This window comes from Acinetobacter sp. YH12144 (assembly GCF_013418345.1).
GTDB lineage: Bacteria > Pseudomonadota > Gammaproteobacteria > Pseudomonadales > Moraxellaceae > Acinetobacter > Acinetobacter amyesii.
Map to the genome: position 1 here is coordinate 165,508 of NZ_VPCD01000004.1, position 22,115 is coordinate 187,622.

Below are 22,115 nucleotides of genomic sequence, written 5' to 3' on the forward strand. Positions count from 1 at the left end.
TTTTTATACTTAATACGTCTAATTATTAAACCATTGATGCACAATCGTTTATAATTTATCCAAGTTATCCATATAGTTATCTACACAGATATCCATACGGTTATCCATATAGTTATCCACAAGCGAGGAATAACTTATACCCAAAGGCTTAAGCCTCTTGAGCATGCACTTTTGCCAACTCTGAACGCATGTCATCAATCACAGCTTTATAATCAGGCTTACCAAAAATCGCTGAACCTGCAACAAACATGTCTGCACCGGCTTCAGCAATATCACGAATATTGGCTGGAGTAACACCACCATCCACTTCTAAGCGAATATCACGACCTGAAGCATCAATAATTTTTCGTGCTTGACGCAGCTTTTCCAAGGTCATTGGAATGAACTTTTGACCACCAAAACCTGGGTTCACACTCATCAACAAGACTTGGTCAACTTTATCTAAAACGTAGTCTAAATAATGCAGAGGTGTCGCAGGGTTAAACACCAAGCCCGCTTGCGCACCGCCAGATTTGATTAACTGTAAAGAGCGGTCAATATGGTCAGTCGCTTCTGGGTGGAAAGTGATGATATCTGCGCCAGCTTCCAAGAAATCACCAATCATACGGTCTACCGGTGAAACCATTAGATGCACATCAATTGGCGCCTTAATGCCGTATTTTTTCAATGCCTTACAAACGCCCGCACCAAAAGTTAAGTTCGGTACATAATGATTATCCATGACATCGAAATGAACAACATCTGCACCGGCTTCTAGAACATTTTCAACTTCTTCACCTAAGCGCGCAAAGTCTGCTGACAAAATTGAAGGTGCGATTAAGAATGGCTTGGACATGAAAAACCTAGCTTTGAAAAGGGAGTGATTGACGCATTATAGCAAATTGTCCCCCTATTCGCTGCCCATGCCCTTAGTCGTTTTTTCGATGCCAATGATTGAGATCTCTCTAATAAAGAAACCTAGGATGAACTGATGTTACGCAGTAACATCAGAAGCGAAATTGGTTCAAATAAAAGAACGATACGCGGTAACGTCATCCGCAATTGTTTGAGACAGCACGACTTCTCATCAATTTTTTTTTGCAATACTTTAAATAAATAGACGCTAGAGAGCGAGTTTTGCGGTGAGGAGCATTGCTCTGCAAGATGGTTTCGTTGCGAAGCTTCGCTTCTCATTTTGCCTAATGAGAAACATCGTTTCGTAAGAGTACCTCCAGCCGAAGGCTAATCCCTTTATTTAAGCCCTAGATGTAAGACTCCGTCGAATTGACTTAAATATCATTTTAAAAATGCAAAATTATTTTTTGCGTGCGTAACATCAGTGATTAATATGGATAAAGATCTCAGGGATAGAAACACAGCGTTGCATATTTAGACTTAACGAGCATCTATGTACTTTGCTAAGTTAAAGGACTGACAACTTAACAATAAAATTGCATCTATGAAAAGTTCAACACAAATCACCACCGCCCAAGCAGCACGTGTTGCTAAACGCTTAGTCAATCATTGGAAACATAAATTTGAAGTCAATGAACAGCTCATTGGAGAAAATACTGCATTCAAGATTCAACTGCCCTCTGCAGAGGTTAGCCTTCTACCACAAGCTGCGTTTTTAGACGTGGTGATTTCAGCCCAAGATCCAAGCACAAATCTAGATCAATTGGAACATGTGGTATTAGATCATTTGATCCGCATGGGACAAGAAGAACTCAGTGCAACATGGCAACGCGAACCGTAGTCTACGTCGCCATATTATCAAAGCATTTCACTCAATGCTGATGTGATTGATAATTTCTAACTGCATCAATACGAGCTTTCGTCGCTGGATGTGACTCAAAGAAGTCTGTCCAAGATCTCTGATCTTTGGCAGTTTCATCCCTTGTACCTTTCTCTTTTGCTGTTTCACCATCAGCTTCATCTTCCATACGTTGTAAGAAGTTTGCAAAATGTGCCGTTGGAATTTGATGTTTTGAAAGTTGTTTTAAGGCATATAAATCTGCTTCTGATTCAAAGTCTCGTGAGTAACTCGCACCCACCGCAGCCACTGGCAAACTGGTGAGAATGTCAGAGCCATCCCCTGTAATCATCAACAAAATAATACTGATGCCTAAACCTGACAAACTTTGCTGCAAACTATGGCGTTGAACTAAATGCCCCTGCTCATGTGCCAGCACACCTATGAGCTCATAATCATTTTTCGCTAATTTAACCAACTCATCTGTCACGATAATGGTGTTATTGGGTATCGCCAATGCATTTGCACCGATGCTACCACCACCGCGGAATAACAACTTCGCAGGACGATTTTCAGCCACCAATTGTTGATATTCTTGCTTCAACTTGTCTTGACGTGCTTGTGGCAATTTCGTGGGTTCAGTCATATCAATAATATATTTTTCCGCCTGATCACCCCAACTCGTTAAAGCGGTCTCAGGCAGTTGATTGGCCACCACATGTGACGCCGCAGGTATGCCCCATTTAATCAAGACAAAAGCAAAAGCCACCACAAAAATCACACTAAAAATGATTAGAGAAGGTGAACGCTCTAATTTCCAAATCGAATGCCAACGCGACTTCACATCGAGATTAAACCACTCCGGCAAGGGTTGATGAAACTCTAAACGAGCATCGTCCTTTAACTCGATCACTGGCTGAATATCACCTAACGCTCCAATCAGCGTCATATCTTGATAGGTGTAATGCTGCGTTTGTTCTAGGTCTTGACCATAACGCACAATCACGGCATTTTCCCCATCTGCGCTGATTTGAGCAACAAAGGGTTTTGACACTTTCCCATCATAATAGGTTGCATTCACTACTGATGTTTTCATGTAATTCACCTGTGTTATAAGGAAATATCTAGGTCAAAAATATCGGATAATTCTTCAGCAATCGCATTGTGATCTTGCTGCATTTGATTTTGTAATTGGTCTGGATCATCGACCAACATTAAATGCAAAGATTCCGTCTGATATTTATATAGTCGCACAACTGCCCATGGTGTCAGTAAACCGAGGCTAATCACTTTAGCCAACCAATTACTCAAGACAATCCATGCATAGCGCCATTGATTACAGTCCGTATGAAACTGACTGCGGCTCAACGTGGTGTTATTCCAAGTGGTAATAAAAATACGTGCAGCTGTGAGTGGCCAAATAAACATATAGCCAATCAAATACATACCAAAAATAATGAAGACATAAGATGCGTCATTTAAACCATCTGAACTACCAAACAGTATTGCAAAGATTACTGCCAGCAATGCACCAAAGCCCATAAACAGAAATAAAGGCACATACATGGCGCGCATATAATCGCCCCACGTATTATTCAGATTAAATTTTAACTGACCCAGATACAAATGATTCAGACATTCACGTTTATATAGCCAGACCGCAACTGGTGTAAACAATCCAAGGGTAAAGACAACCACCGCAAGACATTTAACAAAGCACCAATACGCGCTTTTATTTGTCCCTGAAAAAAAGAATCGGCTATTACTAAACTTACTGTTGCGAGCACGGAAACGAATCGTAGATCGAATGAGCCAAGGAACCGCAAAGAAGATCAGGACAAAGCCCGCTAAGAAAGCTTCCCAAGAATATTTTGCAGCAAAAGAGAAACCACCATAGACCACTAGCGCAATGATGCGTCCAACTAAAATTTTTGTAGGCAAACCAGTAAAGTCAAAACGACGCTGAAATACCCAAGTATTACCGTAAAAATAACGTAAACGGCGGACCTTTGCCCAAGGCGCATAAAGTCCAAGCGTGACAATTGTCAGTAAGATATTCACGATCCAAATACCGAAATATTCAGACGCATTACCTTTAAACCTAAAATGATAATTTCGTCCCAAAACATCAGCCTGTTCTGTCTCACCAAATAGACTCGGTGGATTCATCACGGGCAGCTCTGGCGGAAGCGGCGTTTCCAATTGTGAATTTTGCATAAGTACCCTAAATTATTTTTTTTGGTATGTCGAATTTATTCATTTGCATGGCAATGCACATCACCATGCTTTATTTATACGTATATCAAAGCAAGCTATGCCTCAATATTTTTTAAACACTGGCTTTAGAATTAATGAACCGCTGTTTGCAATTGGACAGCGTGAAATTGCAAATGATCATCCATAAAACTTTGAATAAAATAATAACCATGATCATAGCCTGCATGTTCACGCACTTCGAGTGGCTGCCCAACTTGCTCACACGCTTGCTTAAACAACATCGGATTTAACTGGCTATAAAATTGATCATCAATACCTTGGTCAATCAAAATGGCTTTAAACAAAGCCCCTTTAGATTTCACTAAAGCTGTAGCATCGTGCTGAAGCCACTGCTGTCGGTCTGAACCTAGATATTGATTAAAGGCTTTTTCGCCCCATGGACACTGACTCGGCGCACAAATCGGTGCAAAAGCAGAAACCGATTTAAACAGGTCAGGATGCTTCAACGCTAAAGTTAATGCACCATGACCGCCCATACTATGTCCGAATATGCCAATCGCACCCTTTTGTACCGGAAATTCAGCCTGTACCAACGAATACAATTCTTCAGTGATAAAACGTTCCATTTGATAATGCTCGGCCCAAGGTTGTTCCGTTGCATTAATATAAAAGCCTGCGCCTTGCCCAATATCCCAATGATCACCTTGTGCTACCTGTTCCCCACGTGGAGAAGTATCAGGGCTGATTAAAATCAGGCCAAGCTGCGCAGCTAAACGCTGAGCATGCGCTTTAATGGCAAAGGTTTCTTCAGTACAGGTTAATCCCGCCAAATAAAACAATGCAGGACACGCTTGGCCTTGTAAGGCTACTTCTGGCAGAAAAATACCAAACTTTGTCGCGGTCTTTAGACTTGAAGAATCCAATTGATAAATGCGCTGCTCACCAGCAAAACAAGTATTTCGTTGTACTAATTCCATGATCTTTATCCTAAACTTTTTTAATCTTTTAAGGCGTAACCGTCGTAGCCGGTGCAGTAGTTGTCGGCGGGAACAATCGTTGTTCTAATTGAGGCAACATTAATGCCATGTTTTTCCCCATCGACCACTGCGGTTCAGAAGGTTCGAAACCTTGCGCTGCTTCCCATTTCGCAACAGTCGCTTTGGTTTCATTAAATGCCGCTTGAATACTGGTCTGCTCACGCATCGCCTGATCAAAGAACGCTCGGCCAAAATAGGTGTATTCAGCTTCATTCGAACAGCCAAAAGACTGTCGATCAGCTGCCGATGCAGTAATAATTAAAGTATTATCATTTTGTAGTGCTGGAATAAAACTTCCTGAATAACATGAAGAAATCACAATCACACGCCAACGAATTCCGGACGCATCCAAGGCTTCTTTTAACCATTTAGGATCGACTTGCGCCAAATCCAAAGGTGCATTTTCCATTTCAAAGACATTTGGTAAACCATGTGAGGTCATATATAAAAATAAGACATCACTTTCTCGGTTCATCTGCTGACCGATACGACGCAGCGCCAACTCCATACTGGTTTTAGATGCCAGCGGAATTTCAGTGCGTGTTGCAGGGTTATTGATAAGTTCAACCGAACGCCCATAGGTGCCAAAACGTGTATCAAACTGTTCTTTAATCCGTTCAATTTCCAGTTTAAAGACATCTTGATAACTCGCACCCGCCACCCCTAAGAAGTACCAATGGGATTGAGCAAATTCACCATATTCCACTGCGTCTAAAGATTTATTGAGCAAACGGCTTTGTGCATAGAAGGCATCTTCAGCAAAGCTTGGTGGAACTTCTTCCACTTTCCAAATCGGCTGATCTTTGACTGAGACTTGCCACACGACCAAAGTAAATAGCGTCGCACCCATAATCAGTGCTCGCTCCCACCATGGCCATTTCAGCTCACGTGAAAATACCCAAACGACAGCCAGACTTTGCCAAACAAATAGAATAATGAATAACGTTGGAATGTAGTCGTACAAGAAGTATGGAAGAAAATCGAGATCTCCCAAATATTGAATCAAACATTGAAACAACATGATGTGCGTATCAAGCACCAACCAAAGCAATGCTGGGACCAACATTAACCGTGGATTATTCACACGTTGTGACAGGAAAATCCCCACGATTAAAGCAATAAATGGCCACAATGCGTAGCTAATGAGACCTTGGGCATTAAATTCGCCAATACGCCCCGTGCTGAGCCAACTAAATAAACTGTTGGCACAACCACCTAAAATCCCCCAAAACACCAATTGTAAAATCGATGGTCGAACGATTTGTAAAGAACGACGAGACCCCAAAAATAACCACATCCCCGCAGTTTGGTTGCTTTTAAAATCATGCCAAAAATTGATGGAGGGTTTGAAATCAATCATAGAGTTCTGATGGTGGCCTTGGCTCGCTTAATTGCACAAATAATTTTATGCCTGATGTCGTTTTTAGCAATGCTATTTTTTAACTATATAACAAATCTTTGAACAATATTGAAGCAAATATCATTTTAAGTCACAAGATCATGTTGGAAATATGCATCAAAGCGACAAGCATCACCTTGCCACTGATGTTGTGGCTCTTGATTCGCTAAAAAAACCGCCAATCGTGGACGTTTAACCACGACACGTTTAGCAATTTTTTGTGCTAAATCCAGTAAATTATCACCTAAATCCATTTCACCATCTTCAGGTAACAGTAAATGCAATAATTGCATTTGTTTTTTGACCTGAGCTTGCTTTTTGACGGCTTGCTGGTTTTGATCTCGCTGCGGAAACATCGGATCGAGATAAACCACGTCAAAGATTTGATTGGTCGTCGACAAATGTTTCAAATAATCTGCCGAATCTGAAAAGACCAATTCAATTCGAACTACAACCGAACTTAAAAACGCATCTTGCTGCGCACGTTGATGTGAGTCTTCCAATAGGGTAAATAAAATCGGATGACGTTCCACAAGGGTCACATGAGCACCCAAATGTGCCATTAAGAGACTGTCGTGCCCTAGCCCTGCGGTTGCATCTACAAGCTGTGGTTTTTCAGCCAAATTACACGCACGTGCAATCATCTCAGACTTTAAGGATGCTCGCTTTAAACGCCCCACTTCTGCTTTCCAATCGGGTTGCATCTTCATGCCATTGGCCGCTAACCACAAACCATCTGCATCGACACACAAACTGAGTTCAGGGTTTAAACGTAAAAAACGCGCGTTTAATTTTTCAATTAATTCAATATTTACAGATACGCCACGTGAAGAAAGCACAGCAGAATACTGCTGTGCTTTCTCATGAAACTCTTGTTCTGTGTATAAGCGGATTTCGCTTACCATAATTTCCAGCCTGTAAATGCGAACAATAAAATCAATAAACCTGAAACAATTCGATACCACGCAAAAATCATGAAATCACGTTTTGCCACATAAGCGACAAGCGCACGAATCAAAAGTAATGCCGAGACAAACGAAACAATCAAACCGACTGCAATCACAGTCCAATCTTGAGTGCCTTGAAATACATCATAGCTTTGATATAAATCCAGTAAACCTGCACCGACAATAACAGGAATACCCAAAAAGAATGAAAACTCAGTGGCTGCTTTACGAGAAACACCTAAGAACATGGCACCAATAATGGTCGCGCCTGAACGTGAAGTCCCTGGAATTAAAGATAAAACTTGAATTAAACCAATCCAAATCGCATCTTTAATGGTTAAATCTTCTACTTCTTTGGCACGCACTTGCGGTGGATTTTTTTCGATCCAAATAATGATCAAACCACCGATAATCAACCCCATAGCAATCGCAATGTTATTGAACAGCAGCTCTTTCACCGTCTGACCAAACGTCAAACCAATCAACACGATTGGAATCGAAGCGAGAATTAAGCCAAAACCTAAACGGCGACCTTTTTCTTCACCCGTCACCATACCGGTTGCTGCGCCCCACAGGCGGCCCCAGTATTCATAAATTACCGCAGCAATCGCACCCATTTGAATCGCGATCACGAAAACATCACTTTTTTCTTTGGTCCAGAAGTTCATTAATTCTGAGGCTAGAATCAAATGCCCTGTACTTGAAATCGGTAAAAATTCGGTAATACCTTCAACAATACCCATGATTGCCGCTTTGAGCAGCAGTAGAAGATCCATATATAACCCTAATTATGGCTTGCCTTGTTCTGAAATTTTCTTCCAGGCGTTATCTCGTAAATAAACGGGCAATGCAAGTTCAGCACTCACCCATGCTTTTCTTTGCGCCGCTTCGCGGGCAATAGTAGCAATATCTTGTGCTGTTGCACTTAAGTGTTTGTATTGTGTTTGTTCTGATTGAATGAGCTCACTACCAGAACCCACGACAGTAAATTTGATCTGTGGTGTGGCATCTGCGTAACTTAATAGTTGTTCTTCATCTACAGCCTGCATAATGCCATTGGCATCGAGTTGATAGCTGGCGATATACACTTCTTGCATGCGAGCATCAAGGACTGCTGTTACTTCAGTCAAACCATGTAGACGATGCGCCGCTTGAGCCAAAGCTTGCAAAGTCGAGACTGGAACAACAGGTACGTCATTGGCCCATGCCAAAGCCTGTGTTACCGCTGCATTAATACGAACACCACTAAATGAGCCAGGCCCACGACTAAAGGCAATCGCAGTTAAATCGGCTAACTCAATAGCAGTTTGATTAAGCCCTTGCTCAATCATTGGGAGAATAGTTTGCGTCTGCGCTTTTGCCCGTAAATCGAGTTGAAAATAAAGCTCTTGAGTTTCATCTACAATCGAGACGGAACACTGCTCATTGGCAGTTTCCAATGCCAGTAATTTCATGCGCAACCTTAATTAAATTTAATCTTAAAAAACGTTGAATATGATACTCCACTCCATCGCAGTTCGCGAGATGTTCCACCACAGACTCAGCGCTTTCTGTATTTAATCTATAAAAAGCCTCGACAAACTTCGAGGCTTTTTTGCTTGCCATGTATAGCGTTCTAAAGTTCAGCGGCTTCTAGTTGAGTAAAATGTTTAAAATGAGCGGCATAGTGCATGGCACTCATTTTTAGACGTGCTTCCGCTTGTTCATCTAAAGTCTTAACAACTTTACCCGGTGACCCCATCACAACAGAGTTATCCGGAATCACCTTCCCTTCTGGAATTAAAGCATTTGCACCAATGATGCAATTTTTACCAATCACAGCATGATTTAGAACCACGGCATTGATTCCGATCAGACTATTATCACCTACGGTACATCCGTGTAGCATGGCTTGATGCCCAATCGTGACATAATCACCAATGATCATTTCAATGCCCGCATCGGTATGCAGCACCGCATTTTCTTGTACATTGGTAAAATCACCCAGTTTGATACGACTATTATCCCCTCGGATGACGGCTCCGAACCAGACACTCACTTCTCGGCCTAATTCAACTTGGCCAATGACCGTTGCATTTTCTGCAACCCAACCATCCCAAGGTTGATGCGTGGCTTTCGGGCTATATCCTTGAAATTTGTACAACATGATCAAACATCCTATTTTGACTTTCTAAATAAAGGTTTATGGCTCACGGCCCAAATGAAATGAAGGAGAATTTAATAAAAAAGGCCATTCTTTTTGATAATTCAGACCATATTGAAATAAGGAAATCAGCATCCGTGCAGTCAAGCCCCATACGATTTCGTTTTCGATTCTTAAACTGGGAAAATAAAGCGATTGCTGGGCAAAACGAACTTCATATGGCGTTGGCGGTGTTTCTAAAAGCTGCCTTAATGATGCAAAAAAAATACGGTCAATTTCAGTGGGTTGAGGTATTAAATTTACGTCAGGCGGGATCAATCCCACGATCGGTTTAACTAACATTCCATTCCGTGCTTTTTGCATCGGTAAATCACCCAAAAGCTGCACATCAAATGGATTTAGAGCGGTTTCTTCTTGAGCTTCTCTTAACGCCACCACGATATTACTGGTGTCTTGGACATCACGTTTGCCACCGGGAAAGGACACTTCACCGGCATGATTATTCATATAGAGCGAGCGGCGGGTCAATAAAATACGTGGATTATCTTCTTGGGTAATCGCAATCAATACAGCAGCATGCGCAGGTTGAATACGCTTAGAAAAACGTAAACTTTGCTGCAATCGCTGAGTCAATAAACCCTCATCCATCCACATTACAACCTTATAATTATCTTGTTTTCATCATAGCTGAATTTCGGCCAAGCTGGTTAGAAATGATGCCAAAGTTTTATTTTTAAGTTATTCTGACGGTTCACACAATCCATGACGATGAATATGAACTTTTGCTCAAACTGCGGACAAAAAACAAAAGAAGCGATCCCGCTTGGAGATCATCAGATACGCCGTATTTGTACCGCATGTGGGTTTATTCATTATGTGAATCCTAAAGTCATTTGTGGTGCTTTAGCCGTTTGGGACAATCAAGTTTTACTTTGCCGTCGTGCGATTGAGCCACGTTATGGGCTGTGGACATTACCTGCTGGCTATATGGAACTCTATGAGACGATGGAGCAAGGTGCAGCGCGTGAGACTCGCGAAGAAGCTGAAGCAGAAGTCAATATTGAGCAACTGTATTGCATGTATAACATTCCCCGTATTGGGCAAATTTATGCCTTGTTCAAATCTGAACTAATCAATGGCGAGTTTGGTGCGGGTGATGAAACCATTGAATCACGATTGTTTAGTGAAGAAGATATTCCTTGGGATGATTTAGCCTTTCCAAGTGTGGAAAGAACGCTGCGGCATTATTTTGCTGACCGCAAAACAGGTCAGTTTGAAATGCATCTCGAAACCCTTGGTACGCGACTCGATCACACTGGTTAATTTGCTGCTCTCAATATTAAAAAAGCCCATCACTGATGGGCTTTTTTATTTTACTCATATTTGACGATTATTTTGCCTTGATGGTGTAACAAGGGGCCAACTCTAAAGAGATATCACCACCGCTTAACTTCGCCGTTTGAGCCGCAGCAGTATCATTTGGATTTTTTAAGCTATAAATATAACTAAAGCTGGCCAAACTATTCCCCCACTTCACCACTTTATTATCCGAATCCGTCAAAGCAACGCCAGAGGGACGTGTGCCTGCATTGGCATTGATCATATTGTGTAACTGCACTAAAGCACCGCCCACAACCATTGAGGTGTCCGCTGAAGTTTTCACACTTGAGTTCATTCCAATTAACGCACCATCAAGCGTGTGGAAATATGGATCAGCTAAAATCATACGAATCGAAATGGTATTGGGATTAATATTCCCTTCAGGCGTAAAGGTACGGGTTGTCGTTCCGATACGGTATTGCTGTACACCTTTGTCATCTTTCATTAACAGTGGATCGAGCACATCTTTTCCACTACAGCCTTCCGTCGCGTGTGTAGACAAATCGACAATTTGACTATCTTGACGAGTAAATACATCATCTGGCACGCCAGATTGTATATTTGTGCGAATATCACCATTACGGTCAATCACCACACCCAATTTCACTGTTTTGATCGAGGTATCGGTAAATTTAAAGGTTAAATCTGCATATAACGGGAAGATATAATTTTGTCCAGCAGCAACATTTTCAACAGACTTAAAGACTTTTTTGTCTAAATACGACAGCGGATAGAGCTTGTATAAATCCATCGTGCCTTTAAATTGCACTTGGTTAATGTTTTGCTCCCATAGGCCTAATTTTTTCTTATCATCGGCCGTCAGAACATAATCGTCTTTTTTACCCATCAAAGTTTTATATAAACTTCCACCTGTACCGACCACCATTTTGTCGGCAAGTAGCGTCCCTTGTTTAATAATCAGCGGGCCAGAATTGGCTTCTTCCGCATCAAAACGGAAACCCAGTATGCCAGGTTTATCAATTTGCTTTGTAAGCGGATCAATCCAATTGTCCTGCGGCGTTGCTGTTAAACGTGTTGGTCGTACCTGTGTCAAGAGCAAGACATTCACACCACCAATGGTACTCAACTGTTGATCAACTTTGCCCTTCCACTGTAAACCACTACCAAAGGTCATACCTTGGCGGTCCGTCATTAACATGAAATGACCAAATAAATTGACTTTTGAACTATCGGTCGGCAAACATTCATTTTTATCACAGCCCACCAGTCCATTTGAACCACTGGCATTGGTAATCACGCCATCAGTTGAAAATAACGCAAACTCAGGCTGATATACCGCAGCCGTTGAGATATTCATGAGTTTTGAAACTAAGGTAAATGCATTTTCATTGCTGACTTCGGACAGGTCTAGCCAAGGTGTAAATAGGTCATTAAATTCCGTATCTGAACTGATACTGAAATCTGCTGTCGCGACATTTCGAGTGATTTGATCAATCAAAACTTTATCTGCATTGTTGATATAAACCGCTTGGATGTCTGTAGCTGTAACTGCGCTATTATTTTTCAATGCCAAGGCTTGAATGATTTTGGCTAAACGCATGGCCACTTTAACCGTTGCGTCGCTATTTGAAATCGTTGCAGCAGGTTTACCCGCGATGCCGGCAGCCAAATCCAATAAGGTCAAACGTGGGGGTGTCGTGCCACTGGCTACATTTGAAATTTGCTTCAAATCTACTTTACCCAAATCAATTCGACGTGATTTTTCACCTTGGACAAAGAAAGTTACCGTATCGCCAATCTTACAAGCACCTGTCGAAACACCTTCTTTTAGATCAAACAAGGTAATATAGGTATTTTTAACGTCGCTCGAACAATTAAAGTTCAGACCTTCAATTGGATAATCTAAAACAAACTCGACACAGCCTTCGGTATTACTTTTACAAGTACCATTAGTCGTACTGGTATCATAAATTTCAGGATTCACATTTGCACTTTCACCGCCACAGCCACTGAGCGCTGCAACCAATGCCGTTAAAGCAAACGGTAATAAAATTTTATTTTTCATCCTAATTCTCTTTCTTATGTCCTTAACGGATTGCTGTTAATTTAAGTTGGCCTTGATTGGTTAATACGCGGCCATCGACGTCTATTGCTGTTGCTAAAGGCGTTAAGAATAAATACTGGCTACCTTTAGGCACTTGAATCACGCCTTCTATTTTTTCATGGTAAAGATGATCCGCTTCACCTTGGTTATTTTTAAATCCACCTGCGCCTTCCATGACACAGCCATTTCTGTCTAAAAATACCGCAAATGGCCAATAAAATGTAGGACTTTGTACTTTGGATGCAAATGAATGTATACGAATATTTTGTAATGGTGATTTTAGTTTTACGACTTCATAGTCAAATTCGTCCGACAACGGTGCTCGAGGCCATAAATTAATATCTTGAGCTAAGTCGAGCTCTTTGGCTTTCTTCATTTTTTTATTCGAAAAACATTGCTGACCTAAACCTTGAATGGTGTCAGCTTGTGAGACCCGATAATACGATGTGGCTAAAGTGATTGGGCCTGTATCTTCGGGTTGATTGCGTTTAAATAAATTATCAATGACGGAGCGACTGACACCTTTTTCACGTTCAATCGTTTGCATCCGCGTTTGCCCCATCTTGCTGTCAATAACGCCTTCGGGCATGGTGTAAAAGCGCTTTTTGCCTTCTAAGTTAAACTCTTTATCTTCCAGATATTCATTATTGACATACTTTTCACCGGCCATGGTCGAAAAACCTTGCTCTTGTTTTACCTGAGTCGATTGTTTTGAAGAATTATTTTCTAAGTTTTCACCTGAAGATTGTACGGCTTTATCAGTGCTAACAACTTTCTCAGCAAGGATCTTTTTTTCGACGATAGGTTTATCTTTTTCAGCCTGAACTTTGGCCTGATACGGAGCACTAGGTTGGGTTAGCTCTGATTGCTGTAACTTTTCGGTCCATGTGGTTGAAGGTACAACTTTTGTTGAAGTACCTGACTCTTGTACTGATTTTTCAGATTTGGGAACGTTATCACCTGAGACCTCTTTAATTTTATCGACTGTGACAGCTTTATTATCATCCCGTTTTTCCGGCTCACGTGTACTTAAACTCTGAAACTTCACCGGTTCAGCAGCCTGTGCTGTTGGACTCGTTTGACGCGTCATCGGTGTCTTGGTTTGAGACGGACTAATGCTTACAGATGGTTGAGTAACGTGTTGCTGTACAGATGGTGAATCAATCATTTTAGCTATAGAACTTTCTTTGGGTTTCTTTACAGCTTTTTCTTGTATTTGTACCACCATTGGGCGCCCATCCGGCCCAATAATGGTATGAAACGCCCCGGCATAGGCATACGACACTTGCACCACAGACAGTACAAGTAACGCGTTTATGAATAAAATCCTTTTCATTCTGTTTGCTTATCCTACCAACGAGTTCTGTAATTTAATCCTAGGATGGTGATTTTCGTATCGGTTTTTACATTCATTCCAGCATATGGGTTTAAAAGTATGTTATTCACACCGGTTAAGTTTGCCAGACTACTACCATTCGCTGGAATATTATCTTTACTGCGTAAAAAGCCGATTGATAAATCTAGATCCGTATCTGCATCAAAACGATATCCAATCCCCATACCAAAGAGTTGCGCACCATTAATTGGTACCATGGTATTTCGCTTACCGTCAGGAATAGAGGTACTCCGTGGTTCATAGCCTGCACGCAATTTCAAACGATCTGTTGCTGAATATTCAATACCGATGCCCCAGTTCCAAGGCGACGTAAATTTCAAAGGTAAGGCCAAAGAATTATCGGTCACATTTTCAGATAATAATTTTGCAATTTTCAGCGCTGAAATTTGACGGTCGAATTCAAAACGGAATTTGTCCCAAGCACGATAATCGGTCCAGCCCACATCAAAATTGATTTGTAAATCAGGCATAACCTTATATTTGATCCCCGCCTGTACATGCTGTGGATATTCAAAATCCATCGAAACCAAACCCGACTCCGAGTTTGGCACAGCATTTGGGAAACCTAAAATTGCAGCTAAAATTTGACCTGTTGGTGATGACATTAATCCCTTAATCATCTCCTGAGGTGCTTTCGCATTTTGTATGCGATAACGACCTTTCATGCGCATTTTCGCTGCACTTTGGTACACCATACCAAAACTAAAATCTTCGCGTGGCTCCCACAAAACCCCTAAGTTGTAACTTGGGCTCAGTGACTGCTCTAAAGCCAATTCCATCTGACCAAATTTGCCAAATGGATTCATCCCTTCTTCGGTATTACACATCCCCAATAGCAAGATGTCGGTAATAATGTCCGAATTTTCCTTAAATGGTGTACAGACGACTTCATCAATCATCCTTAACATGCCGATCAATTCATTGGGAAATCGCAGGTCAGATTTCAATCCAATGGCTTGATAGGACATCCCCACACCACCACCAATCGATAGCTCATCACTGACTTGATAGCCTACTGTTGGCGATAGATAAGTAATACGCTCTAGAGCAACTTGTTGCCCCATGAAATTACCTGGGTTACCATTTTCAGCACCAAAACCCGCAATCAAAGGTGCATAAACAGCTGATGCGAATGTTGCTTTAGAACCCGGTGGATTGTAGGCAATCCCCATCGTTGGCGCGGCAATGGGTTGTCCAGCACCAAAATCCACCATCTTTTTTAAGACAGGTACATATAAGGATGCATATTCAACATCACCAGAAACCTTATCTTTAAAGTCCGTACAAATATCAGCCGTCACTTCAGGACCATCATTACAGACTAATGGATCATCTGAATAACCAAAAACGTTATAACCCGCAGGAACGGTAAATTCACGTTGAATATCAAAGTTTGCAATGATGCCCTGCATATCTGTTTGCAAACCTTCAATCTTAGTTAATGCTGCAGGGTTAAAATGTACTGCACTAATTCCTGGAGGATCCGCAGTTACTGCATTACCTAATGCAAGTGACCGTACATCAACTGAAAGGTTGGTACCCAATTGTGCAAAAGCAGCACTAGAACAGCCCGTTAAAACGATCGCACTAACAAGTGGGCTGAGTCGAATTTTACGCATACGACAGCCCTCTTAACGAAGTTTTTTTCCAAAACCTAGAATATCCAACGGGAAAGACAACCCTAATGACACATCTGGTGCATCTTCAGTTAAACCTAACCCCACCGTACCATTCACAATGGTCTCTGGAGATACACGTACACCTAAAGAAATCGCTAGAGTTGAACTGGTTTGGTCTGCAGGTGAATAGGATTCGCCACTGCTATACGTAAATTCTGCGCCGGTATTGAAACTTTGTTGATATGACATGGTAAGGGAAACATCGTAGTTAAACGAGTATGCAAAACCGAATGCAAAACCGCCACTAATCCCCGGTTCAAACTCTTCAATGACTCGCGAACCACGACGTTGGTTTAAGTCAGTTTCTTTGAAACCATAGTTTGCCGAGACGGATGCAAACAACACAACGGGATCAATATATTTACGTGTGCTGGCACCGATACCTGCAGAATAGTAACCTTTACCTGTTGCTAGATCATTTACAGCATTAATTTCGTATGGACTATCACCAGTTTTCGTAGACAAATTACCAAATAAAATCAGTGGTAAACGACCTTGCTTCAATGGGAAGGGTTCCCAACGTGCACCTAAAGAAATATCCCCTAATCCAGCAGTTGAAGTATCTTTTAATAAATCAGTTTTTGCCACTAAAGGCACAGACGCCGAGAATGTCAAATTGTCCATTACACCGTATTGCACGGTAAATGTATTGGTCATTGAGTGTGTTGCATTCTCTTGTACACGGAGTTGATAAAGTTGGCCTTGTGCCATTTCCATATCAAGTTGAGTATCACGATAATAGGTATAATCGATATCGTAAAAAGATGATATTTCACCTTTTTTAATCAATGAATACTGACGATCATTCGAGCTAAATACTTCCTGTAAATTCGCTTCTTGACTCGCATCACCCTCTTGCTGTTGAAGTGCTGTCGATGCCTTTTCAGTGGCAGTAGCACTTTCTACTTGTGGTGCCTCAGCTTGTACTGGCTCTTCAACAGATTCATACTGTCCAATTTCTGGCTCGGCAGCAGCTTCTTGTGCAGTATCAGCTTGGGTTACAGCAGCAGGAGATACAGACTCTTCTACGACTGTCTCTTGTTCAACCGGATCATATTCTCCAAGGCTTGGCTCTTCAGCTGCATAGGCAACCCCCATCACCACCTGAATACTCATGGCTAGTATTGTTTTGTTCATCCATTTACGATTCATGTTCCTTCCCACCGTTTTTATTTTTTTAATCCTGACGCTTAGTTATACGCATTCATCTAATTATTTACTCTTATAGTAAAGCCTTAGAAAGTTGTAATTCGATTTACCATATGACTCCGACTCTTCATTCATATTTTTATCAAGTCGTATCGTAGATGCCTTGTCTGCAATTTTTTCCATGTAAAACTGCGGATATTGAATATCAACCAATGCATAACGGTTCACGGTTGCATCTTCAACATGTCGCAAGTCTGAATCTTGCAAAGCCAATAAATTTTTACGTTGCTCAGGCGCAACATTGATTAAGAATAATGTGTTGTTTTCCCATATTTCTTGGAATCGAACTTCATCGAAACTGATATTGCCCAGTGCTGGATCTGCAACATAAACACGCCCATCTTTATAGGCTTTAAAAACCACAAAATGTTTAAAACCAGCATATGAAATGGGAACAATCGCAGGCTGACCTTGCTTAACTAGATCTGAAAACTCCCCTTTGTAGCCCCCACTTTCTAGCCCGACAGCAGCGACAAAACGTTTCATGTCTAATAAGGAGAAACTTCGACGTTCGATAATTTTTTCAGTTTCACCAAATTTCAGCAAACCATTCATGGTCTGTTGCTCAGTCAGCTGTGTACCTACATAACCATTTAATAAAGTCGTTAAGGCCGCCGAACCACAACTGTAGTCGTAGGCTTGCCGAACGATGCCTCGAAATTGATCTTCTATGGCAGGTTTAATTTTTACAGATTCACGGTGCATCCGAGTAAAGGAATCATTTCGTGAATCCAATGTTTCGGTATAGTGAACTGTTCCGACTGGCTTTTCTTTTAAATCGAAGGACTCTTTGGCAAAGTAATACATCAATGCCGAGCCTACAGCTATCTCTAACATATCTTCTAACTTTTAGTTATCGGCAATGATGTGCCTTTTTTCATTATTTTTTAGAGCTAATGCTCTACATCCATGTATTATGCAAGATACCTTTTTTTTTATAAAAAAACAGCATTTTTTTATGCTTTGTTGGGTCATTCCGCACTTTTTTTGTAAAAAAAAGCGCGTGATCAACACGCGCCTTATTTTATTCTAAATTACTTACTAGAAATCGTAATCACAGAACCTGGATTATAAACACCTAAACTAGGGCTATAATATGTTTGCAAGCCTTGAACTTCGATATCACCAATTGAACCAGCAGTACGACTACCTAAATGAACACCTTTCACATAGTTATCAATTGGACCAGAGTTGCTCACCATTTGAATATATCCTTTTGATGCTCCTTCTGCACCATAAACACTAATATCTTGGTTAATGGTTAAGTCTGTTTTACCCGCATCAGCAACTTTTATGCTTTCAATAAAGATTTCACCTGCTTCACGTGTAGCCGTTTTAGTTGATGCATCCAGAATACCTAGATTTTGAATCTCTAAACCACCAATCATAGTTGTATTCAATTTGATCATTGCACCCTGTGGAGCTGCACCAAGTTGAATATTTGCAGCCATCTGACCTGTTTTCAAAGTTAAACCAGAAAGAATTGCATTGTAGTTGCTATCATCACCACCACGACGAATACCTGTTGTACCAGCCGTACCTGATGCAGTCACACCAATTTCACCAATTTTAATATCTAAGCCCGAAACTTGTGCTGCAATATTAACAAACGCTCCACCTTTTGCAGAATTACCAGCATCTGAGTCAATACGTAAATCAGCCAAATTATGACTTGCTAACAAAGCTTGTGAATTCGCAGTAATTACAAGACCATGCTTTTCATTAGCATCACCGGCTATCCCGTTCCCCTTAATTAAAAGAGCACCTGCTACACCTGTACCACCAACAATATTTGTTGAAGAAACTTCTGCATTTGCAGCAAAACCTGTTGGCGTAGGAGGAGTTGTAGTTGTATCAAAAGTAACTTTTGTACCTGTCACAACGTTTTTTGCATCAGTTGCTAAACCGTCATTATCGTGAATGTAAAGTTTCTCGATTGCAACTTTTGAAATACCAATCCCGATGTTAATACCATCTTGACCAGTGGTTGAACTAAGTGCAGCATCGTCCATTGCTTGCATAGCCATAGCATTCGCACTAAATGCGATTGAAGAAACTAGAGCTAATTTAGTGAAATTTTTCATACGGTACTCTCCCAAGAGTATTTATTTTTTTTGATTTTCAACCACTCGATTTATTCAGCTGTAATATTATTTTGTGACAACTGTTAAATCTTTCCTTGAGTTGTTTGCTCGCTCGATTAAATTATATCCAAGCTGAAATTTGTTCAACTGTCGTTGGTCGCAATCTAATTCTTACCGATAAACGGTATTTGCAAGCCAAATGAATTAGGAATGGTATAAAATCCATTTTAGTCTTTAAATTTAATTTCTCTGTTGATGCAAAAACCGATTTCTTTTAAAAAATTTATTCTCAAACAAAATGTTAGTGCTCAAAATATTTTGCAAGCGCTTGCACCCTTGTCACATGTGATTTTTTTAGAAGATCAAAACCAACCTGTTATTTGCTTTTTGGCAAATCAATATCAGCAATTTAAGAATGATGAACTTAAAACTTATGTCCGTACCAATTTAGATCAATATGAGGAATGTGATACTCAACCCTTGCCAGATATCGCCTTCCAAGATTTATGTTCAAAATTAGGCAGTGGGTTTTCTGGGGGCTGGTCTGGTTTTATTAGTTATGATTATGCAGCGCAGCAACAGATTTCCCTCCATGCCAAAGCGCAACCTCGCTTGTTTTTGGGGCAATTTTCTAGTTACTTAAGACTAGAAAATGATGGTTGGTATTTTTATAGTTCTGATCATTCTGCAGCTAAGATTTACGACTACATTGATCACCTAATTCAAACCAAGATCGCTCAGAATCAATTTAAATTAAGACAAAAATGTACTGCAAGATGGTCCAAGTCAGACTACACAAAAGCCTTTGATCAAGTTCAGGAATATATTAAAGCGGGCGATTGCTATCAAATTAATTTAACCCAAGAATTTACAGCTCAAGCTAAAGGTTCACTCTTAGATACTGCTCAAGAATTTTGGTCACTGACTGATGCACCATATTCAGGCTACTTACGTATTGATGATTTTGAAATTTTAAGTTGTTCGCCTGAACTTTTTATAGATTTTAAACCTGAACGCAAGATTATTACTAAGCCAATCAAGGGCACGATGCCTCGCTATGAAGATCCAGTGTTAGATGCGCAGTCAAAACAACGGTTAAAATCATCTGAAAAAGACATGGCTGAGAATGTCATGATTGTCGACTTACTGCGTAATGATTTGAGTGTTTATGCAGAAATAGGTTCTGTAAAAACACCTAAACTTTTTGATATTGAAAGTTTTAATCAAGTGCATCACATGGTCAGTGAAGTTGAGGCCGTGCTGAAAACAGATGTACACCCTTTTGATGTTCTGATGTCTGCCCTGCCAGGCGGTTCGATTACCGGCGCGCCTAAAATTCGCGCGATGCAAATTATTGATGAACTTGAAGGCTCCCCGCGCGGCGCCTATTGCGGCTCGATGGGTTATTTTAATCACGATGGTACAGGCTCTTGGAATATTTTAATCCGCTCTATTCAAAAATACCAAGATCAGGTTTCGCTGTGGGCGGGCGGCGGAATCACCATCGCATCAGATTGCGATGCTGAATATCAAGAATGCTTTGATAAAGTCGAAGCCATGCTGGATTTGTTAAATACCTGGTATAAGCCAGATTAAACAAAAAAAAGCGATTCAATTGAATCGCTTTTTTATAACCCTCCCCTTGCGAAGCAGTGCTTCTCACCTTTTCGAAAGGAAGATTAGGGTAGATTTAAATTTATAGTAGCTTGCAGCAATCAAGCCAAAATATCGTTTTTAAGCGTATCCACAAGGCGCTGATTTTGTTCATCGGTGCCAATGGTGATCCGCAGGAACTGATTAATCCGCGGCTTATTGAAGTAACGCACAATAATCCCGCGTTCGCGTAATTCAGCAGCCAACTCACCTGCATCTTTAGATGGCAGTGAGGCAAAAATAAAGTTTGCCGCAGATGGCAATACTTTAAAGCCCAGCTCAGACAGCTGCTCTACAAGCTTTTCACGGCTCGCAATCACCTTGGCATTTTGCGCTTCAAAATACGCTTGATCCTCAAATGACGCCACGGCTGCTGCAATCGCAAAACGATCCATCGGATAAGAGTTAAAGCTGTTTTTTACCGCTTCAAGCGCTGCGATTAAATGCGGCTGCGCAATCGCGAAACCAACGCGCAAACCGGCAAGTGAACGCGACTTAGACGTCGTTTGACAAACCACAAGGTTTTCATATTTCGCAACCAAAGCCACAGCAGATTCCGCACCGAAATCGACATACGCTTCATCAATCACAACCACTGAATTCGGATTGGCTTGCAGCACTTCCTCAATTGCAGACAAACCTAAAGCAATACTGGTAGGCGCATTCGGATTGGTTATGATGATGCCGCCATTCGGCTGTTTATAGTCATCCACCACAATTTCAAAGTCATCGTTCAGCGGCAAAATTTTAGTATTGGCAGCTATACTAAAAAATTGGCTATATACCGGATAAAAACTGTAGGTAATGTCAGGATACAGAACCGGCAGCTCTTGCACAAAAAAGGCTTTAAAAATGTGCGCAAGTACCTCATCAGAGCCATTGCCGACAAAAACCTGCTCAACAGGTACTTGCTGTTGTTTTGCAATCGCTTGCTTTAACTCTGACGCATCTGGATCTGGATATAAACGTAAAACATCAGCAGAATTTTCCAGTACTTTTTGTACTGCTTCCACCACTTTTGGCGATGGCGGATACGGGTTTTCATTGGTATTGAGTTTTAAAATATTTTGGATTTTAGGCTGTTCACCCGGTGTGTACGGTTCTAATTCACGTACATCAGGGCTCCAAAAACGCATTTGTTCAGCGGTAATATTTGGCATTTTATTTTGCTCTT

The 22,115-nt window shown here is 41.1% G+C and carries 20 protein-coding genes; 3 read left to right on the top strand and 17 right to left on the bottom strand.

All coding sequences use genetic code 11. The features are described from left to right. Nucleotides 1-148 precede the first annotated feature (148 nt). Nucleotides 149-835 carry a ribulose-phosphate 3-epimerase gene (gene rpe / locus FTU79_RS04495; RefSeq protein ID WP_078192356.1) on the bottom strand — a complete coding sequence of 229 codons (687 nt, stop codon included), beginning with the start codon at nt 833-835 and terminating at the stop codon, nt 149-151. A gap of 603 nt (nt 836-1,438) precedes the next feature. On the opposite strand from rpe, the gene FTU79_RS04500 reads away from it, so the two are divergent. Next, nucleotides 1,439-1,735, top strand: a complete 297-nt coding sequence (locus FTU79_RS04500; protein ID WP_180048998.1) for a DUF2218 domain-containing protein — start codon at nt 1,439-1,441, stop codon at nt 1,733-1,735. A 31-nt stretch (nt 1,736-1,766) separates the two neighbouring features. On the opposite strand, the gene FTU79_RS04505 is transcribed toward FTU79_RS04500, so the two are convergent. The 9 genes from FTU79_RS04505 to FTU79_RS04545 all read right to left on the bottom strand — a co-directional run bounded on the left by FTU79_RS04505 (nt 1,767) and on the right by FTU79_RS04545 (nt 10,123). Next, the gene (locus FTU79_RS04505; RefSeq protein WP_180048999.1) at nt 1,767-2,828 is read right to left on the bottom strand and encodes a M48 family metallopeptidase; all 1,062 of its coding nucleotides are present in this window, start codon (nt 2,826-2,828) and stop codon (nt 1,767-1,769) included. 14 nt (nt 2,829-2,842) lie between these two features. Then, nucleotides 2,843-3,949, bottom strand: coding sequence for a YjgN family protein (locus FTU79_RS04510; RefSeq protein ID WP_180049000.1), 1,107 nt, complete (start codon nt 3,947-3,949; stop codon nt 2,843-2,845). Between the two features lie 131 nt (nt 3,950-4,080). Continuing rightward, the gene (gene fghA, locus FTU79_RS04515; RefSeq protein ID WP_180049001.1) at nt 4,081-4,926 is read right to left on the bottom strand and encodes an S-formylglutathione hydrolase; all 846 of its coding nucleotides are present in this window, start codon (nt 4,924-4,926) and stop codon (nt 4,081-4,083) included. A gap of 28 nt (nt 4,927-4,954) precedes the next feature. Next, nucleotides 4,955-6,346 carry a C13 family peptidase gene (locus tag FTU79_RS04520; protein ID WP_168378508.1) on the bottom strand — a complete coding sequence of 464 codons (1,392 nt, stop codon included), beginning with the start codon at nt 6,344-6,346 and terminating at the stop codon, nt 4,955-4,957. A gap of 125 nt (nt 6,347-6,471) precedes the next feature. Continuing rightward, on the bottom strand, nt 6,472-7,290 hold the full coding sequence (locus FTU79_RS04525) for a class I SAM-dependent methyltransferase (protein ID WP_218945387.1): 819 nt from the start codon (nt 7,288-7,290) through the stop codon (nt 6,472-6,474). After that, the gene (locus FTU79_RS04530; RefSeq protein WP_180008558.1) at nt 7,284-8,108 is read right to left on the bottom strand and encodes an undecaprenyl-diphosphate phosphatase; all 825 of its coding nucleotides are present in this window, start codon (nt 8,106-8,108) and stop codon (nt 7,284-7,286) included. The genes FTU79_RS04525 and FTU79_RS04530 overlap by 7 nt, the downstream gene beginning before the upstream one ends. Before the next feature lie 12 nt (nt 8,109-8,120). Beyond that, nucleotides 8,121-8,786, bottom strand: coding sequence for a tRNA (adenosine(37)-N6)-threonylcarbamoyltransferase complex dimerization subunit type 1 TsaB (gene tsaB, locus FTU79_RS04535; RefSeq protein ID WP_180049002.1), 666 nt, complete (start codon nt 8,784-8,786; stop codon nt 8,121-8,123). A 161-nt stretch (nt 8,787-8,947) separates the two neighbouring features. Beyond that, nucleotides 8,948-9,478 (bottom strand): gamma carbonic anhydrase family protein, encoded by a 531-nt coding sequence (locus FTU79_RS04540; RefSeq protein WP_168378505.1) that lies wholly within the window; start codon nt 9,476-9,478, stop codon nt 8,948-8,950. Between the two features lie 36 nt (nt 9,479-9,514). Next, a complete protein-coding gene (locus FTU79_RS04545; RefSeq protein ID WP_168378585.1) occupies nt 9,515-10,123 on the bottom strand; it encodes a CoA pyrophosphatase in 609 nt (202 codons plus the stop codon). Between the two features lie 126 nt (nt 10,124-10,249). Here FTU79_RS04545 and FTU79_RS04550 point away from each other — a divergent pair, with 126 nt between their 5' ends. After that, a complete protein-coding gene (locus FTU79_RS04550; RefSeq protein WP_078192366.1) occupies nt 10,250-10,798 on the top strand; it encodes an NUDIX hydrolase in 549 nt (182 codons plus the stop codon). Between the two features lie 67 nt (nt 10,799-10,865). Here the strand turns inward: FTU79_RS04550 and FTU79_RS04555 are convergent, their stop codons facing one another. The 6 genes from FTU79_RS04555 to FTU79_RS04580 form a co-directional block, all read right to left on the bottom strand. After that, complete coding sequence (locus tag FTU79_RS04555; RefSeq protein WP_180049003.1) at nt 10,866-12,881, bottom strand: hypothetical protein; 2,016 nt, start codon at nt 12,879-12,881, stop codon at nt 10,866-10,868. 22 nt (nt 12,882-12,903) lie between these two features. Beyond that, nucleotides 12,904-14,256, bottom strand: a complete 1,353-nt coding sequence (gene filE, locus FTU79_RS04560) for a putative pilus assembly protein FilE (protein ID WP_180049004.1) — start codon at nt 14,254-14,256, stop codon at nt 12,904-12,906. A gap of 14 nt (nt 14,257-14,270) precedes the next feature. Next, nucleotides 14,271-15,935, bottom strand: coding sequence for an OmpP1/FadL family transporter (locus FTU79_RS04565; protein ID WP_168378502.1), 1,665 nt, complete (start codon nt 15,933-15,935; stop codon nt 14,271-14,273). Between the two features lie 12 nt (nt 15,936-15,947). Then, nucleotides 15,948-17,147: a hypothetical protein gene (locus FTU79_RS04570; protein WP_180049005.1), complete on the bottom strand. Its 1,200-nt coding sequence runs from the start codon at nt 17,145-17,147 to the stop codon at nt 15,948-15,950. Nucleotides 17,148-17,207: 60 nt separating this feature from the next. Further along, nucleotides 17,208-18,041 carry a C39 family peptidase gene (locus FTU79_RS04575; RefSeq protein WP_180040850.1) on the bottom strand — a complete coding sequence of 278 codons (834 nt, stop codon included), beginning with the start codon at nt 18,039-18,041 and terminating at the stop codon, nt 17,208-17,210. 197 nt (nt 18,042-18,238) lie between these two features. Next, complete coding sequence (locus FTU79_RS04580; protein ID WP_180040848.1) at nt 18,239-19,288, bottom strand: DUF6160 family protein; 1,050 nt, start codon at nt 19,286-19,288, stop codon at nt 18,239-18,241. A gap of 255 nt (nt 19,289-19,543) precedes the next feature. Here FTU79_RS04580 and pabB point away from each other — a divergent pair, with 255 nt between their 5' ends. Continuing rightward, on the top strand, nt 19,544-20,884 hold the full coding sequence (pabB, locus tag FTU79_RS04585) for an aminodeoxychorismate synthase component I (RefSeq protein ID WP_180049006.1): 1,341 nt from the start codon (nt 19,544-19,546) through the stop codon (nt 20,882-20,884). Between the two features lie 119 nt (nt 20,885-21,003). Here pabB and hisC read toward each other — a convergent pair whose 3' ends face one another. Next, complete coding sequence (gene hisC / locus FTU79_RS04590) at nt 21,004-22,101, bottom strand: histidinol-phosphate transaminase (RefSeq protein ID WP_180049007.1); 1,098 nt, start codon at nt 22,099-22,101, stop codon at nt 21,004-21,006. Nucleotides 22,102-22,115: the final 14 nt, after the last annotated feature.

Excerpts from the sequence above, each read along its gene's own strand:
- rpe (WP_078192356.1), bottom strand. The coding sequence starts at position 835 with ATGTCCAAGCCATTCTTAATCGCACCTTCAATTTTGTCAGCAGACTTT.
- FTU79_RS04500 (WP_180048998.1), top strand. The coding sequence starts at position 1,439 with ATGAAAAGTTCAACACAAATCACCACCGCCCAAGCAGCACGTGTTGCT.
- FTU79_RS04505 (WP_180048999.1), bottom strand. The coding sequence starts at position 2,828 with ATGAAAACATCAGTAGTGAATGCAACCTATTATGATGGGAAAGTGTCA.
- FTU79_RS04510 (WP_180049000.1), bottom strand. The coding sequence starts at position 3,949 with ATGCAAAATTCACAATTGGAAACGCCGCTTCCGCCAGAGCTGCCCGTG.
- fghA (WP_180049001.1), bottom strand. The coding sequence starts at position 4,926 with ATGGAATTAGTACAACGAAATACTTGTTTTGCTGGTGAGCAGCGCATT.
- FTU79_RS04520 (WP_168378508.1), bottom strand. The coding sequence starts at position 6,346 with ATGATTGATTTCAAACCCTCCATCAATTTTTGGCATGATTTTAAAAGC.
- FTU79_RS04525 (WP_218945387.1), bottom strand. The coding sequence starts at position 7,290 with ATGGTAAGCGAAATCCGCTTATACACAGAACAAGAGTTTCATGAGAAA.
- FTU79_RS04530 (WP_180008558.1), bottom strand. The coding sequence starts at position 8,108 with ATGGATCTTCTACTGCTGCTCAAAGCGGCAATCATGGGTATTGTTGAA.
- tsaB (WP_180049002.1), bottom strand. The coding sequence starts at position 8,786 with ATGAAATTACTGGCATTGGAAACTGCCAATGAGCAGTGTTCCGTCTCG.
- FTU79_RS04540 (WP_168378505.1), bottom strand. The coding sequence starts at position 9,478 with ATGTTGTACAAATTTCAAGGATATAGCCCGAAAGCCACGCATCAACCT.
- FTU79_RS04545 (WP_168378585.1), bottom strand. The coding sequence starts at position 10,123 with ATGGATGAGGGTTTATTGACTCAGCGATTGCAGCAAAGTTTACGTTTT.
- FTU79_RS04550 (WP_078192366.1), top strand. The coding sequence starts at position 10,250 with ATGAACTTTTGCTCAAACTGCGGACAAAAAACAAAAGAAGCGATCCCG.
- FTU79_RS04555 (WP_180049003.1), bottom strand. The coding sequence starts at position 12,881 with ATGAAAAATAAAATTTTATTACCGTTTGCTTTAACGGCATTGGTTGCA.
- filE (WP_180049004.1), bottom strand. The coding sequence starts at position 14,256 with ATGAAAAGGATTTTATTCATAAACGCGTTACTTGTACTGTCTGTGGTG.
- FTU79_RS04565 (WP_168378502.1), bottom strand. The coding sequence starts at position 15,935 with ATGCGTAAAATTCGACTCAGCCCACTTGTTAGTGCGATCGTTTTAACG.
- FTU79_RS04570 (WP_180049005.1), bottom strand. The coding sequence starts at position 17,147 with ATGAATCGTAAATGGATGAACAAAACAATACTAGCCATGAGTATTCAG.
- FTU79_RS04575 (WP_180040850.1), bottom strand. The coding sequence starts at position 18,041 with ATGTTAGAGATAGCTGTAGGCTCGGCATTGATGTATTACTTTGCCAAA.
- FTU79_RS04580 (WP_180040848.1), bottom strand. The coding sequence starts at position 19,288 with ATGAAAAATTTCACTAAATTAGCTCTAGTTTCTTCAATCGCATTTAGT.
- pabB (WP_180049006.1), top strand. The coding sequence starts at position 19,544 with ATGCAAAAACCGATTTCTTTTAAAAAATTTATTCTCAAACAAAATGTT.
- hisC (WP_180049007.1), bottom strand. The coding sequence starts at position 22,101 with ATGCCAAATATTACCGCTGAACAAATGCGTTTTTGGAGCCCTGATGTA.